General features: G+C 67.0%; 15 protein-coding genes. 5 read left to right on the top strand and 10 right to left on the bottom strand.

Going from position 1 to position 12,857, the window contains the following annotated elements:
• Nucleotides 1-110: 110 nt before the first annotated feature.
• Nucleotides 111-1,025 (top strand): AraC family transcriptional regulator, encoded by a 915-nt coding sequence (locus AC6HZP_RS16685; protein WP_497523751.1) that lies wholly within the window; start codon nt 111-113, stop codon nt 1,023-1,025.
• Between the two features lie 82 nt (nt 1,026-1,107).
• Nucleotides 1,108-1,905, top strand: coding sequence for a YbaY family lipoprotein (locus AC6HZP_RS16680; protein WP_497523750.1), 798 nt, complete (start codon nt 1,108-1,110; stop codon nt 1,903-1,905).
• 34 nt (nt 1,906-1,939) lie between these two features.
• On the opposite strand, the gene AC6HZP_RS16675 is transcribed toward AC6HZP_RS16680, so the two are convergent.
• From AC6HZP_RS16675 to AC6HZP_RS16645, 7 genes are all read right to left on the bottom strand, one after another.
• Entirely contained in the window at nt 1,940-2,392 is a 453-nt protein-coding gene (locus AC6HZP_RS16675; RefSeq protein ID WP_497523749.1) for a GNAT family N-acetyltransferase, read from the bottom strand.
• Between the two features lie 114 nt (nt 2,393-2,506).
• Nucleotides 2,507-3,718, bottom strand: a complete 1,212-nt coding sequence (locus AC6HZP_RS16670) for an NADP-dependent isocitrate dehydrogenase (protein WP_497523748.1) — start codon at nt 3,716-3,718, stop codon at nt 2,507-2,509.
• 165 nt (nt 3,719-3,883) lie between these two features.
• The gene (map, locus tag AC6HZP_RS16665) at nt 3,884-4,717 is read right to left on the bottom strand and encodes a type I methionyl aminopeptidase (protein WP_497523747.1); all 834 of its coding nucleotides are present in this window, start codon (nt 4,715-4,717) and stop codon (nt 3,884-3,886) included.
• Nucleotides 4,714-4,926, bottom strand: a complete 213-nt coding sequence (locus tag AC6HZP_RS16660) for a ParD-like family protein (RefSeq protein ID WP_497523746.1) — start codon at nt 4,924-4,926, stop codon at nt 4,714-4,716. Before AC6HZP_RS16660 ends, map begins: the two co-directional genes overlap by 4 nt.
• Before the next feature lie 80 nt (nt 4,927-5,006).
• Nucleotides 5,007-6,332, bottom strand: coding sequence for a glycosyltransferase family 2 protein (locus AC6HZP_RS16655; protein WP_497523745.1), 1,326 nt, complete (start codon nt 6,330-6,332; stop codon nt 5,007-5,009).
• Nucleotides 6,253-7,155, bottom strand: a complete 903-nt coding sequence (locus AC6HZP_RS16650; protein WP_497523744.1) for a glycosyltransferase family 2 protein — start codon at nt 7,153-7,155, stop codon at nt 6,253-6,255. Before AC6HZP_RS16650 ends, AC6HZP_RS16655 begins: the two co-directional genes overlap by 80 nt.
• Nucleotides 7,152-7,715, bottom strand: a complete 564-nt coding sequence (locus AC6HZP_RS16645) for an HdeD family acid-resistance protein (RefSeq protein ID WP_201400223.1) — start codon at nt 7,713-7,715, stop codon at nt 7,152-7,154. The genes AC6HZP_RS16650 and AC6HZP_RS16645 overlap by 4 nt, the downstream gene beginning before the upstream one ends.
• Nucleotides 7,716-7,847: 132 nt before the next feature.
• Here AC6HZP_RS16645 and AC6HZP_RS16640 point away from each other — a divergent pair, with 132 nt between their 5' ends.
• Genes AC6HZP_RS16640 through AC6HZP_RS16630 form a run of 3 tightly spaced genes read left to right on the top strand, consistent with a single transcriptional unit; the run spans nt 7,848 to nt 10,638 of the window.
• On the top strand, nt 7,848-8,657 hold the full coding sequence (locus AC6HZP_RS16640; protein ID WP_497523743.1) for an RNA methyltransferase: 810 nt from the start codon (nt 7,848-7,850) through the stop codon (nt 8,655-8,657).
• Nucleotides 8,654-9,448: a glutamate racemase gene (gene murI, locus AC6HZP_RS16635; protein WP_497523742.1), complete on the top strand. Its 795-nt coding sequence runs from the start codon at nt 8,654-8,656 to the stop codon at nt 9,446-9,448. Before AC6HZP_RS16640 ends, murI begins: the two co-directional genes overlap by 4 nt.
• Nucleotides 9,445-10,638 (top strand): glycosyltransferase family 87 protein, encoded by a 1,194-nt coding sequence (locus tag AC6HZP_RS16630; protein WP_497523741.1) that lies wholly within the window; start codon nt 9,445-9,447, stop codon nt 10,636-10,638. The genes murI and AC6HZP_RS16630 overlap by 4 nt, the downstream gene beginning before the upstream one ends.
• Here AC6HZP_RS16630 and AC6HZP_RS16625 read toward each other — a convergent pair.
• Genes AC6HZP_RS16625 through AC6HZP_RS16615 form a run of 3 tightly spaced genes read right to left on the bottom strand, consistent with a single transcriptional unit; the run spans nt 10,577 to nt 12,845 of the window.
• Nucleotides 10,577-11,035, bottom strand: coding sequence for a GtrA family protein (locus tag AC6HZP_RS16625; protein WP_497523740.1), 459 nt, complete (start codon nt 11,033-11,035; stop codon nt 10,577-10,579). The two genes, AC6HZP_RS16630 and AC6HZP_RS16625, sit on opposite strands and share 62 nt — an antisense overlap.
• The gene (locus AC6HZP_RS16620) at nt 11,032-11,880 is read right to left on the bottom strand and encodes a ChbG/HpnK family deacetylase (protein WP_497523739.1); all 849 of its coding nucleotides are present in this window, start codon (nt 11,878-11,880) and stop codon (nt 11,032-11,034) included. The genes AC6HZP_RS16625 and AC6HZP_RS16620 overlap by 4 nt, the downstream gene beginning before the upstream one ends.
• Entirely contained in the window at nt 11,880-12,845 is a 966-nt protein-coding gene (locus AC6HZP_RS16615; protein WP_497523738.1) for a glycosyltransferase family 2 protein, read from the bottom strand. The genes AC6HZP_RS16620 and AC6HZP_RS16615 overlap by 1 nt, the downstream gene beginning before the upstream one ends.
• Between the last annotated feature and the right edge of the window lie 12 nt (nt 12,846-12,857).

The raw sequence follows: 12,857 nt of genomic DNA, 5'->3' as shown, positions 1-12,857 counted from the left end.
GACGAAGCGTTACCAGAATGCTACCAGCTTCTTGCACGATCCTCTCAGAGTGCCGATCTTGGGGCTGCCCGCGCTTGCGCGGCGCGGGAACCGGCTGTTGGATCGGAACCATGATGGAACCAATGAACGAACTGCGCGCGCTGATCGCGCGACACTGCGTCGGGACGCGCTTCGAGACGCCGATCCCGCGGGTGACGCTGATGCGCTCCTGCACGCAGACCGAGCCCGCCCGCGTCATCTACGAGCCGCTCTTCTGCGTGATCGCGCAGGGACGAAAGCAGCTGATCGTCGGCGACAAGGTGCTGATCTATGAGGCGTCGAAGTATCTCGTCGTCTCGGTCGACCTGCCGGCGAGCGGCTCCATCATCCATGCGAGCGTCGACGAGCCCTATCTCGCCTTCAGCATGCGGCTGGACCGCGCGGCGCTGGCCTCGATGCTGCTGGAACTGGCCGAGGTCGGCGACGACGGCAGCCCGGCGGCCGGTCTGGCGATCAGCTCGGTCGATGCTGAATTGCTCGATCCTGTCGTCCGACTTTTGCGCCTCCTGGAGCGCCCGCGCGAGATTCCAATTTTGGGACCCCTGGCCGAGCGCGAAATCCTGTTCCGGCTGCTCCACGGCGCGCAGGGAAAGATGTTGCGCCAGATCGCGCTCGCCGACAGCCGGCTCTCCTGCATCAGCCGCGTCATCGACTGGATCAAGAACAACTATGCCGAGGCGATCCGGATCGAGGCGCTGGCGGAAATCGCCGGCATGAGCGGCTCGTCCTTCCACCGCCACTTCAAGGCCGTGACCTCGATGAGCCCGCTGCAGTTCCAGAAGCAGATCCGGCTGCAGGAGGCGCGCCGGCTCCTGCTCGCCCAGCGCGCCGACGCCGGCAGCATCGGCTTCGCGGTCGGCTATGAGAGCCCCTCGCAGTTCAGCCGCGAATATAGCCGCCTGTTCGGCGCGCCGCCCTCGCGCGACGCGGCCAGGCTGCGCGAACTCTCCAGCTTCGATCCGCAGCGCTTGTCCCAGCCGGTCTGAGCCTTTTCGCGAGCCAGGGCTTGCGGCCGACATCCGTTCTCGTGTCGGATGGCTCCATCTGGATGCATGGGGAGGAAAAGCGATGCGCCTCATCGGTAGGAGGATCTGGAGACCCTGGGCCTCCAGCCTTGCGTTTGCCGTCGCCGCTCTGGCGGTGCTGTTCGTCGGCCTCGGCGCTTCATCGGCGCTCGCCGCGACGCGAACGCTGCACGGTTCGATCCTTTATCGCGAGCGGATGGCCTTGCCGCCGGACGCCGTTGTCGAAGTGAAGCTGCTCGATGTCTCCCGGGCCGACGCGCCGTCCGTGACCCTCGCGCAGACGTCGTTCCGGCCGCGCGGCCAGGTGCCGATCCCCTACAGCCTCCGCTTCGATCCGGCGAAGCTCCAGCCGCGCCACAGCTATTCGCTGCGCGCCACGATCTCGGTCAAGGGCCAGCTCTGGTTCACGTCGACCAGCCATCATTCCGTCGAGATCGGCGGCGCGGACAGGATCGACATCCCCGTGCAGCGGGTCGGCGCACAGGCTGCGTCGCGCGCCGTCGTCGCCGGGCCGGCCGGGCGCTGGCTCGCCGAGGATATTCGCGGCGGCGGCGTGATGGACTATCTGCAGACCGTGTTGGAGCTGGGACCGAACGGCCGGGTCAGCGGCTCCGGCGGCTGCAACCGGATATCGGGCCAGGCGAAGATCGCGGGCGACACGATCCGTTTCGGCGCCATCGCCAGCACCCGGATGGCCTGTACGCCGGCCGCGATGAATCAGGAGCAGAAGTTCTTCGCAGCCCTCGCGGAGGTTCGCCGCTGGCGGGTCGACGGCGCCCGAGGCAAGTTGATCCTGCTCGACGGCCGCGGCCGGCCGATCGTCGTGCTGGCGCGGATGTAGGCTGCCTTCCGGCTGCCTTCCTGCCGGCCGAACGTCAGGTGTCGAGAAGGCTGCGGCGGTAGCTGACGAAGCCGAGATGCGCCGCGACCTGGTCGTATAGGCGCCGGGCCGTGGCGTTGTCGGTATGGGTCAGCCAGTGCAGCCGGTCGCAGCCACGCTCCCTGGCGTTCTGCGCCAACGCCTCGATCAGCGTCCGGCCCACGCCGCCGCTGCGGCTGTCGGGGCTGACGAACAGGTCTTCCAGATAGCAGGAATGGCCGGCGAGCCAGGTCGACCGGTGCAGGATCGCATGGGCGAAGCCGACAAGCCGCCCATCCTGCTCGGCGCCGAGCGAGAACATCGGCTCGGCGGGGTCGTGGAGCCGCGTCCAGGTGAGCTCGGTGATTTCGGGCGAAAGCGTTCTCTCGTAGAAATCGAGATAGCCCTGCCACAGGACGAGCCACGCCGAATGGTCGGCGGGCGCGAGCGGACGGATGACGACGTTCATGCGGGACGTCCTGCTCTGGCCGGCCCCGGACGGGGCGGTGAAGGCGGGGAGACAAGGGCGGAGGCCGCCCTTGTCCGAGTGCTGCGGGAAGTCAGGCTCCCCGGACGGCCTGGCTTATGCCATCGCCTTGGTCAGGTTCTCGCTGACCTTGTCGAGGAAGCCCGTGGTCGACAGCCACTTCTGGTCCGGGCCGACGAGCAGCGCCAGGTCCTTGGTCATGTCCCCGGCTTCGACCGTGTCGACGCAGACCTTCTCGAGCGTCAGCGCGAACTTGGCGAGCTCGGCGTTGTCGTCGAGCTTGGCGCGGTGGGCGAGGCCACGCGTCCAGGCGAAGATCGAGGCGATCGAGTTGGTCGACGTCTCCTTGCCCTGCTGGTGCTGGCGATAGTGGCGCGTCACGGTGCCGTGGGCGGCTTCGGCCTCGACGGTCTTGCCATCGGGCGTCAGCAGCACGGAGGTCATCAGGCCGAGCGAACCGAAGCCCTGCGCGACGGTGTCGGACTGGACGTCGCCGTCATAGTTCTTGCAGGCCCAGACATAGCCGCCGGACCACTTCAGCGCCGAGGCGACCATGTCGTCGATCAGGCGGTGCTCATAGGTGATGCCGGCTGCCTTGAAGGCGGCGGCGAACTCGGCGTCGAACACTTCCTGGAACAGGTCCTTGAAGCGGCCGTCATAGGCCTTGAGGATGGTGTTCTTGGTCGAGAGGTAGACCGGATACTTGCGCATCAGGCCGTAGTTCAGCGAGGCGCGGGCGAATTCGCGGATCGACTCGTCGAGGTTGTACATCGCGAGCGCGACGCCGGCGCCCGGGAACTTGAACACTTCCTTCTCGATGACGGTGCCGTCCTCGCCCTCGAATTTGATCGTCATCCGGCCCTTGCCGGGAACGAGGAAGTCGGTCGCCTTGTACTGGTCGCCGAAGGCGTGACGGCCGACGATGATCGGCTGGGTCCAGCCGGGAACCAGGCGCGGCACGTTCTGGCAGATGATCGGCTCGCGGAAGATCACGCCGCCGAGGATGTTGCGGATGGTGCCGTTCGGCGACTTCCACATTTCCTTGAGGTTGAACTCCTTCACGCGGGCTTCGTCCGGCGTGATGGTGGCGCACTTGACGCCGACGCCGACCTTCTTGATCGCCTCGGCGGCCTCGATCGTGACCTGGTCGTTGGTGGCGTCGCGGTGCTCGATGCCGAGGTCGAAATACTGCAGGTCGAGATCAAGGTAGGGGTGGATCAGCTTGTCCTTGATGTTCTGCCAGATGATCCGGGTCATCTCGTCGCCGTCGAGCTCAACGACGGGATTGGCTACCTTGATCTTCGCCATGGGAGGATTGCCTCGCTTCTGGGTTGAACGGCTGGCCCGCCGGCGGAAGGAGATCGCTGGCCAAGGCGGCGCCGAGGATGGTGCGGGCTCCCCTATAGCATCGCACTCAGAAGGCGCAAAGGCAGGGAATGACGGGAAGGGAGCCGAATGACGGGCGACCCTCCGTCACGCCCTCGCCGCCGCGGACTTGCGCGTCCCGCTGACCGTGGGCTCGCTTCGGAAGGCGTGACTGCCGAACCGCGAGAGCTCGTCGGGACGCAGCGTCAATACCGACACGCCGGACGCCGTGACGGCGACGGTGTGCTCGAACTGGGCGGAGAGCGACCCGTCCCGCGTCACGACCGTCCAGCCGTCATCCTGGGTCTCCACGCTCGCCCGGCCGCGATTGAGCATCGGCTCGATCGTGAACACCATGCCCTCGCGGATGGCGCGGCCCGTTCCCGGCTTGCCGAAATGCAGGATCTGCGGTTCCTCATGCATCTCCTGGCCGATGCCATGGCCGCAATATTCGCGCACCACGGAATAGCCGTTTCGCTTCGCATGCCGTTCGATCGCCCAGCCAATGTCGCCGAGGCGCGCGCCGGGGCGGACCGCCCGGATGCCCATCCACATCGCTTCATAGGTGGTCTGGACCAGCTTCTTGGCGGCAGGGTTCACGTTGCCGACTAGGTAGGTCTTGCTGGAATCGGCGATATAGCCGTTCTTCTCGAGCGTGATGTCGAGATTGACGATGTCGCCGTCGCGAAGCACGGCCGAGGGCGACGGGACGCCGTGGCAGACAACCTCGTTCACCGAGGAATTCAGCACGAAGCCATAGCCGTATTGACCCTTGCTAGCGGGGCGGGCCTTGAGATCGTCGACGATGAAGCGCTCGACCCTGTCGTTGATCTCGAGCGTCGACAGGCCGGCGAGCGGGGTTCGATCCAGCAGCGCGAAGACGGAGGCGAGCAAGCGGCCGGATTCGGCCAGCAGCGCCAGTTCCTGAGGCGTTTTCGTCATGCTTCGCTGGCCGCGAGCGAGGGAGCCGAGACGCCGGCGGAGCTGAGCTCGCGCGCGATGATCTCCGCGAAGGTGAGCGTCGGATGGGTCTCGCACAGCATGCCGATTTTGATCCAGTAGGCAGCCTGCGCGTTGATCGAGCGGAACGATACCTTGCTCGCCCGGCGCAGTTGCTCGTGCAGGTCGTCCTCAATGTTCACGATGCCCATAGGGATCTCCGTATATGATTCATATACGGATCATATACGTGTCATATGGGGGATGCCAAGGGCGAGCAGGTGGCCTGAGCCTAGGATGCGTGCCCTCTGAGCCGTCGCCTGTGCTTGCGCAGAGCGAGACGGAGGCGATTGTGCCAGGAGCGGAGCGTGCTCAGGCGGACCGCCATATGGGTTCGGAACGGCAGGTTGGGACCATGATGCGCATGGAGCATGGCGCGAAACTGGCCTTTCGGCAGGCGCTGGTTCAGCCGGTGGATGGTCTGCTTTTCGCCGAAGGTCGCCGTCAGCAGGGGCAGGATTCCCTTGAACGCGGTCTCGCTCGCCGCGTCGGCGCGCTCCGATGCGGGCGCCATCAGGACGCATAGGGCATCCCAATAGCGGCGCAGACCGATCCGTCGCTCGAGGTCACTTCCATTGCGGGCCCAGACACCGAGCATCTGTTGGGTTTGCGAGGCGTTTGCCCGCGGATTCGAAGCGTGGCTCGGGTCGGCCGGTCCGATTGCCCGCGCCAGCGGGACGTCGATCGCCGCCGATCCGCCGAGCAAATGCGCCAGTCCGGCGTAGTGGGTGTTGACGGAGAGACCGTCGGGGGCGGCCGGGTCATCGACGGGATGAAGCTGCTCCACGATATGGCGGCGATAGACGGCGAGCGTTCCGGGGGATGTGGTCCATCCCGCCGTGACCGGGTCCAGCAGCACGGTATTGGCGGACAGCGCTTTGAAGTCGGCCTCGCCGAGGCAGCTCAGGCGGATTGCCGTGTCCTCGCGGAGCAGGCCGAGTCCAATCGCCGGCGCCTTGGGCGCGGCAGGCTCGGGAGTGGCTCCGGCAAGGATCCTGGAAGCGGTGAAGGCTATGACGTGGCGGCTCGCCAGATGCGCCTGAACATGGCTCGAGGCGAATTGGGGAAGCGGCAGCACGCCGGCATCCAGAAACACGACGAATGCGCCCTCGGTCCTGTCGAACCCTTGCCGCGCCGCGGCCATGGGACCGAGCCGCTGTTCGGCGGATGCGAGCTTGAAGCGCGGATCGCCTGCGATGAGGCCCAGGATTTCCCTGCCGCTCGCTTCCGTTGCGCCATCGTCGACGAGGACGGCTTCGATATCGGGATAATCCTGTGCCCGGATCGCCTCGATCACCGGACCGAAGCCCGTTTCGCCGCGCCGCAGGATGATGAAGGAAACGAGGGGAAGGCGGATGGCGGCCGAATTCGTCAGTTGCTCGGACTGGATGCCGCGGATCGAAAAGCTAGACGTGTTCATGCGAGGCGCGGCGACGGGACCGATATCGGCCCGGTTGAGAAAACGTCGCAGTCTGCATTCAACCGCTCCTTTTCTCCTTCCTCGCGCCCTCGAGGATCTCGTGGTGCCATGCCCGTTGTTGTTTTCCCATGTCGCCATAGGATATCCGCCCGGGGACGAAATGCTGGAGCGGCGGGGCAACCAGGCTCGCATTTCTGCCATGCACCCGATAGCCCGACAAGGGCTCGTTCAGCATGATGGTTCCGGCTTCCGCGTGGCAGAAGGGCGCCGCGGTCGCGTCGAGCGCGAACCGCCGGTCGATCGGCGGGCGGATCGCCGAGAAGAGTTCCGCCAGTTTCCGCCGGCTGAACACGTTGGACGTACCCGGATAGAAGCACCACCGCTCGAGGCGTCGCGAGATCAGGCTGAGCTCGATCCGTTGCGGCGGGTCGCCGTGGGTCTGGATCGAACGATCCTCGAAATCGGCGCGGTCTTCCGAGGGCAGCTTCCACCAGTCCGGCAGGCTGCCGGCAAGGATGATGCCGTTCTGATCGAGCTGGAGGGCATCGCTGGTCGAGATTGCCGCGCCATTGTTGACGAGCAGATGGGCGCGGACGTGATGGCTGATGAAATGCGGCAGCAGCAGGTCGTCCGTGTCGAGGAAATTGACGAACTGCCCCGCGACTTCGTGCTCGGTGAAGATGTGGTGCGCCGCGCCGAGCTGCCCGAGGTTCTCGGACAGCTCGATGAAGCGGACCTCGGGATGCCGCTCGACGAAGGCCCGGATCCGTTCGACGCTGCCGTCGTCCGAGCCATTGTCGAGGATCAGGATCTCCAGCGCCGGATAGTCCTGCGCGGCCGCCGATTCGAGGGCGTGGGTCAGATAAGTGGCGTAGTTCCAGTTGATCACGAGGATCGAGACGAGCGGGAGCTCTTCGCTGCCATTCACCCCATAGAACGCACGCCACTCGGTCTCGTTCATGCGACCGAGCGCCGCGCCGCCAGGGCGAGGGCGATATAGCTCCAGCCGGTGAAGAGCAGCGAGATGCCCGCGAGCGTGCCCGGCACCCAGAGACCCGAGACCGGATACTGGGCGAGGATGAAGAAGCCGGCCAGGAATGCGATGATGCCGGCGGCCAGAATCCAGCCCCAGCCGTCGAGCGGACGGATGCGGAAGGAGAGGGCGATCTGGAAGATGCCCTTGGCCAGGAACACCGAAGCGATGACCAGCGTCAGCGCGAAGCTGCCGAAGACGGGCGACGCGTAGATCGCGATGCCGCCGAGCAGCACGACGACGCCGACGACCAGCTGCCACAGGAAGCCGCCCCAGCCCTGGACGCTGAACGCCTGGAAGATCTGGAAGACGCCGGCGATGACCAGCACGATGGCGAGGAACACGGTGACCGTGACGCTCGAAATCAGCGGCATCGCAATGGCGAAGACGCCGCCGACCAGAAAGACGATGCCGAGAAACAGGAACCAACCCCATTTCTCCCGCACGGCCGCGGAAAAGCTCTTGTTGGCTGCCAAATCTGCGGGCATTTGCTCGTCCTCCCCTTGGACCATCCTGTTGCCGGGGTTGCGACTCGCGGACCGGCAACCTTCTGCGCGAATATAGCGTGAGCGCGAGCAATCAGCTAGGACATGCCTTTCTCACATTGCTGCACGGACGACATGCCCGCTTCTATTCTTCTCGTCGATGGCCCGGCCGTCATTCTCGTCGAACCCCAGCTCGGCGAGAACATCGGCACGGCTGCCCGCGCCATGGCGAATTTCGGCCTCGGCGATCTGCGGATCGTCAATCCGCGGGACGGCTGGCCGAACGAGAGCGCCCGCCGCGCCGCCAGCCGCGCGGATCATGTCTTCGACCGGATCCGCCTGTTCGATACTGTCGAGGAGGCCGTTGCCGATCTCGGCTACCTGGTGGCGACCACGGCGCGCTCGCGTGAATTGGCGAAGCCCGTGCGCGGTCCCGCCTCGGCGGCCGGCATCATGCGCGGCCACATGACGGCCGGGGTGAAGACCGGCGTGCTGTTCGGGCGCGAGCGGATCGGCCTCACCAACGAGGAGATCTCGCTCGCCGACGAGATCGTGACGCTGCCGATCGATCCGCAGTTCGCCTCGCTCAACATCGCGCAGGCCGTGCTGATCGTTGCTTATGAGTGGCGGCGGAGCGGATTGGAGACCGAGGAGTCGGGCCTCCGCTTCACGACGCCGAATGACAGCCGCCCGGCGACCAAGCAGGAACTGCTCGGCCTGTTCGAGCATCTTGAGGGCGCGCTCGACAACGTCACCTTCTTCCGGCCGGTCGAGAAGCGGCCGGTGGTGGTGCAGACGCTGCGCGCCATGCTGCAGCGGGCGCAGTTCACGGAGGCCGACATCCGCACGCTGCGCGGCGTGATCGCGGCGCTGGAGAACCGGCCGACCCGCCCCCGCAAGCGCGCCGACGGCACCGAGACCACGAGCCGCGAGGCCGACGATTGAGCGCCAGGCTTCTGGTCTTTGATTCGGGTATCGGGGGGCTGTCGGTGCTGCGCGAGATCCGGCGGCAGCTGCCGTCGGCTGACATCGCCTATGTCGCCGATGACGCCGGCTTTCCCTATGGCGACTGGGAGGCGGAGCCGCTTTCCGATCATATCGTCGCGCTGATGGGGCGGCTGATCGAGCATCACCGTCCCGACGCCGTCGTGATCGCCTGCAACACGGCCTCGACCCTGGTGCTGCCGCCGCTGCGCGCCGCGCATGCGCTTCCATTTATCGGCACGGTGCCGGCGATCAAGCCGGCGGCGGAGCGTTCCGGCAGCCATGTCGTCGGCGTGCTGGCGACGCCGGGGACGATGAAGCGCGACTATACGCGTGAGCTGATCCGGGATTTCGCCCGGGATTGCCATGTCCGCCTCGTCGGTTCGTCCGAGCTGGCGCCGCTGGCGGAAGCCGTGATGCGCGGCGAGAGCGTCGCCGACGCGGCGATCCGGACCGAGATCGAACCGGCCTTCATCGAGGTCGACGGCAAGCGGACCGACACGATCGTGCTCGCCTGCACCCATTATCCGTTCCTGATCGACCGGCTGAAAGCCGTCGCGCCCTGGCCCGTCACCTGGATCGACCCCTCCGAGGCGATCGCCCGGCGCGTGCTCTCCGTCCTGGAGCTGGCTCGCGACGCCGATGGCGTCGCCGCGCGGCCCGGCCGGGCCTATCTGACCTCCGGGAAGCCCTGGCCCCGGCAATTGACGCCCGTCCTCGCGGAAATGGGCCTGGAAGGCGAGCCGTCATGACCCTCGATCCCACCGCCCGGCGCGCCGAGCCCTCCCTGTCGGAGGAGCCGTTCGACCGGATGCTTCCCTATGCCGGCTGGGCAGGTCTCGCGATCTTCCTGCTGTTCAATCTGGTCGTCGTGGCGCTGGTGCTCGCCGATCCCGACCGCCGCAGCGTCGTGCCGGTCTATCGCCTCGGTTCGCTCGGCTGGTGGCGCGGCGACGATATCTTCGGCGGCGGCATCGCCGGCTTCCTCTACCTTCCGAGCTTCGCCGTCCTCTATACGCCCTTCGCGCTTCTCGGCGCCTCGCTCGGCGACGCGCTTTGGCGGGTCGTGTCGGCGGGGCTGCTCGCCTATGCCGTATGGCGCAGCTTCGGCGTTCTGCTGCCCGCGGTGACGGGGCGCCGGAAGTGGCTCGTCTTCGGAGCGTCGCTGCTTCTGCTGGCGCCGAGCGGCTTCAGCGCCTTCCGCAACGGCCAGGCGACGGTTCTGCTGATGGCGTTGATGCTGCTCGGCTCCATCGCGATCATCGAGGCGCGCTGGTGGACCGCCGCGTTGCTGCTCGGCCTCGCCTTCGCGATCAAGCCGCTCGCCTTGGTGCTGATGTTGCTCGTCGGCGTGCTCTATCCGAAGCTCGGCTGGCGCCTGATTGTGGTGACGATCGGCTTCCTGCTGCTGCCCTTCGTCAATCCCGATCCCGCCGGCGTCGTCGAGCTCTATCGGCTCGGGATCGCCAAGGTGCTGGCCGCCGGCGATCCCGGCGACGGGCTCTGGGCCGACCTGACCGGCCTGCTCAACGCGCTCGGCATCTCGCTTTCCGATCGTGTCCTGACCGGCATCCGCGTCGTCTTCGCGCTTCTGGCGCTCGGGCTCGCCTTTCTGGCGCAGCGCCGCACGGGTCGCGACGCGCCCTTCAACATTCTCGCCATCGCGGTCGTCTATCTGATGCTGTTCAATCCGAGGACGGAATCGAACACCTATGTGATGTTCGGCTGCGTCTTCGCGATCTATGCCGGCCTGCTCTGGCATCGCGAGCGGCGCGCTTTCGCGAGCTGGCTGATGGTTGGGCTGGCCGTCGCCTTCGTCGTCGCGATCGCGATCTATCCGATCGGCTCGCTCTGGCTCCGGCCGCTGCTCTGTCTCGCCTTCATTCCGTTCCTGGTGTGGCGCTGTCTGACGCCGCCGATCGAGCGGGCGTTGCCGGCCTGACGCCTTTGAAGGCAAAGAGGCGATAGCCGAAATAGGAGATCAGCGTCGCCACCGCCGTGCCGGCGACGAGCGCTCGCATCGGCGTGGCCTCCGACCACGACATCAGCAGCAGCGCGTAGACGGCATAGTTCACCGCGACCGAGAACGAGGCCACGGAGGCGTAGCGCAGGAATTCGCGCAGCCTTGGCGGCCCGGGGGCGCGGAAGGTCCAGGTCCGGTTGGCGAGCCAGCCGACCACCATGGCGAAGGCGATCGCCACCACCCGCGCGAGATAGGGATCGGCGCCGAGCCGCACCAGGACGGTCAGGATCGTGGCGTCGACGGCGAAGGCGCTGAGGCCCGCGATGCCGAAGGCGGCAATGTGGCGGAGCTTGGCGGCGAGCGACGTTCCTGTCATGCCGGCCACCGGATGCGGCCGCCGCCGTCGCGCTCGAGGTGCAGGATCCGGTCGGCCGGGAAGGCCTTGAGCGTCTCCAGCTCCTCGCCGCGGCGCTCGAACAACGGATCCAGCGGACGAAGGATCTCGTCGGGATAGCCCGGGTGGCACATCACCATCTGGCGCCGGCCCGGCGCGCGCAGGAAATCGGCCATTTCCCGTGCGAACGGTACGGCGCGGTCGAAGCGGGAGAAGCCGGAAAAGCCGTCATTCGTCGGCAGGCCGAGGCGGCGGGCATCGGCGGCAAGGCCGCGCGCCAGAAAGGCGACGCCGAGCGCCTTCACCAGCGAGCGCCGCCGCGCCAGGATGCGGATCGGGTTGTCGCCGGGATCGCGGACCAGGGGCGGCGCGTCCGGATAGCGGCGCGCCAGCGCGGCGAGAAGGGCGGGGCGGATCACCGGCAGTATGTGCGCATGGTGATGGCCATCGACGAAATCGGGCGGCGCGCCGGCGACATCCTCGAAACGGTCAAGCTGGCGCTCGATCTCGGCCGCGACCTCTTGAGCATCGGCCGAGCCGTTCCGGGTCCGTCGCATCATCGCACCGATGCCGTCGAATTTGCCCGAGGGCAGGGTGCGCGGCATGGCGCCGAGCGGCGCACCAGTCGTCAGGTTCAAATGCAGGCCGATGGCGGCGCGGCGGCGAAGCGTGGCGACGGCTTCGGCCAGATCCAGCCAGCCGGGTTCGGTGGTCATCGCGCCGGTCGCCGAAAGGCGGCCCGCCTCGATCAGCTCCGCGATCCCGCGCGAGACGCCGGGCGACAGCGCATAATCGTCCGCGCAGAGGATGACGCGGCCGGCCGTCATCAGGCGATGCGCCGCACGCGGGGTTCGCTCTGCTGGCCGGTGGCGTCGTCGCCGATGGTCTCCTCGACGAGGAACAGCGGCCGTCCCTTCACCTCGTCATAGATGCGGGCGACATATTCGCCGAGCACGCCGAGCGAGATCAGCTGGACGCCGGAGAACACCATGATCGAGACGACGAGGGTGGGGAAGCCGGGCACATCCGCGCCGAAGATCAGCGTGCGGATCATGAAGATGCCGGCATAGACGATCGCGAAGGCCGAGATCACCAGGCCGAGATAGGACCAGACCTTGAGCGGCACGGACGAGAACGAGACGATGCCGTCGAGCGCGAAGCGGGCGAGCGAACGGAAGCGCCAGCTCGAGCGCCCGGCGCTGCGGTCGCCGACCAGGAAGGGCACGGTGGTCGACCGGAAGCCGATCCAGGCATAGAGCCCCTTGCTGAAGCGCGTGCGCTCGCCGAGCTGGTTCATCGCGTCGACCGCCTGCCGGTCCATCAGCAGGAAGTCGACCGCGCCGGCCGGGATGCGCGGCTGGGCGATGGCGCTGAAGACGCCGTGGAAGGCCTTCGAATAGAAGCGCCGCAGGGGCGACTGCGTTTCCTTGTCGATCCGCTTGCCGAAGACGATCTTGTAGCCGGCGAGCCAGTTCTCGACGAAGGACGGGATGGTCGTCGGTGGGTGCTCCAGATCCCCGTCCATGAGAATGACGGCATCCCCGCGCGCATGGCGCAGACCGGCGGCGATCGCCGTCTCCTTGCCGAAATTGCGGGAGAGCGCCAGGCCCTGGAACCGCCCATCGGCGGCGTTGAGCGCCCGGATCGCCGCGCGCGTCCCGTCGCTGGAGCCGTCGTCGACGAACAGTACGGTCCAGGCGATGTCGCGAATCCCGTCTATGACGGCACGGACCTCTTCAAAGAACTGGGGCAGTCCGGCGGCTTCATTGAAGACCGGGACGACGATGGTCACTTGCGGTTGCGG

The organism is Kaistia sp. SLG-1, assembly GCF_059699055.1.
Note: the sequence above shows the minus strand (reverse complement) of the source record. Positions and strands in the feature narration are given on the sequence as shown.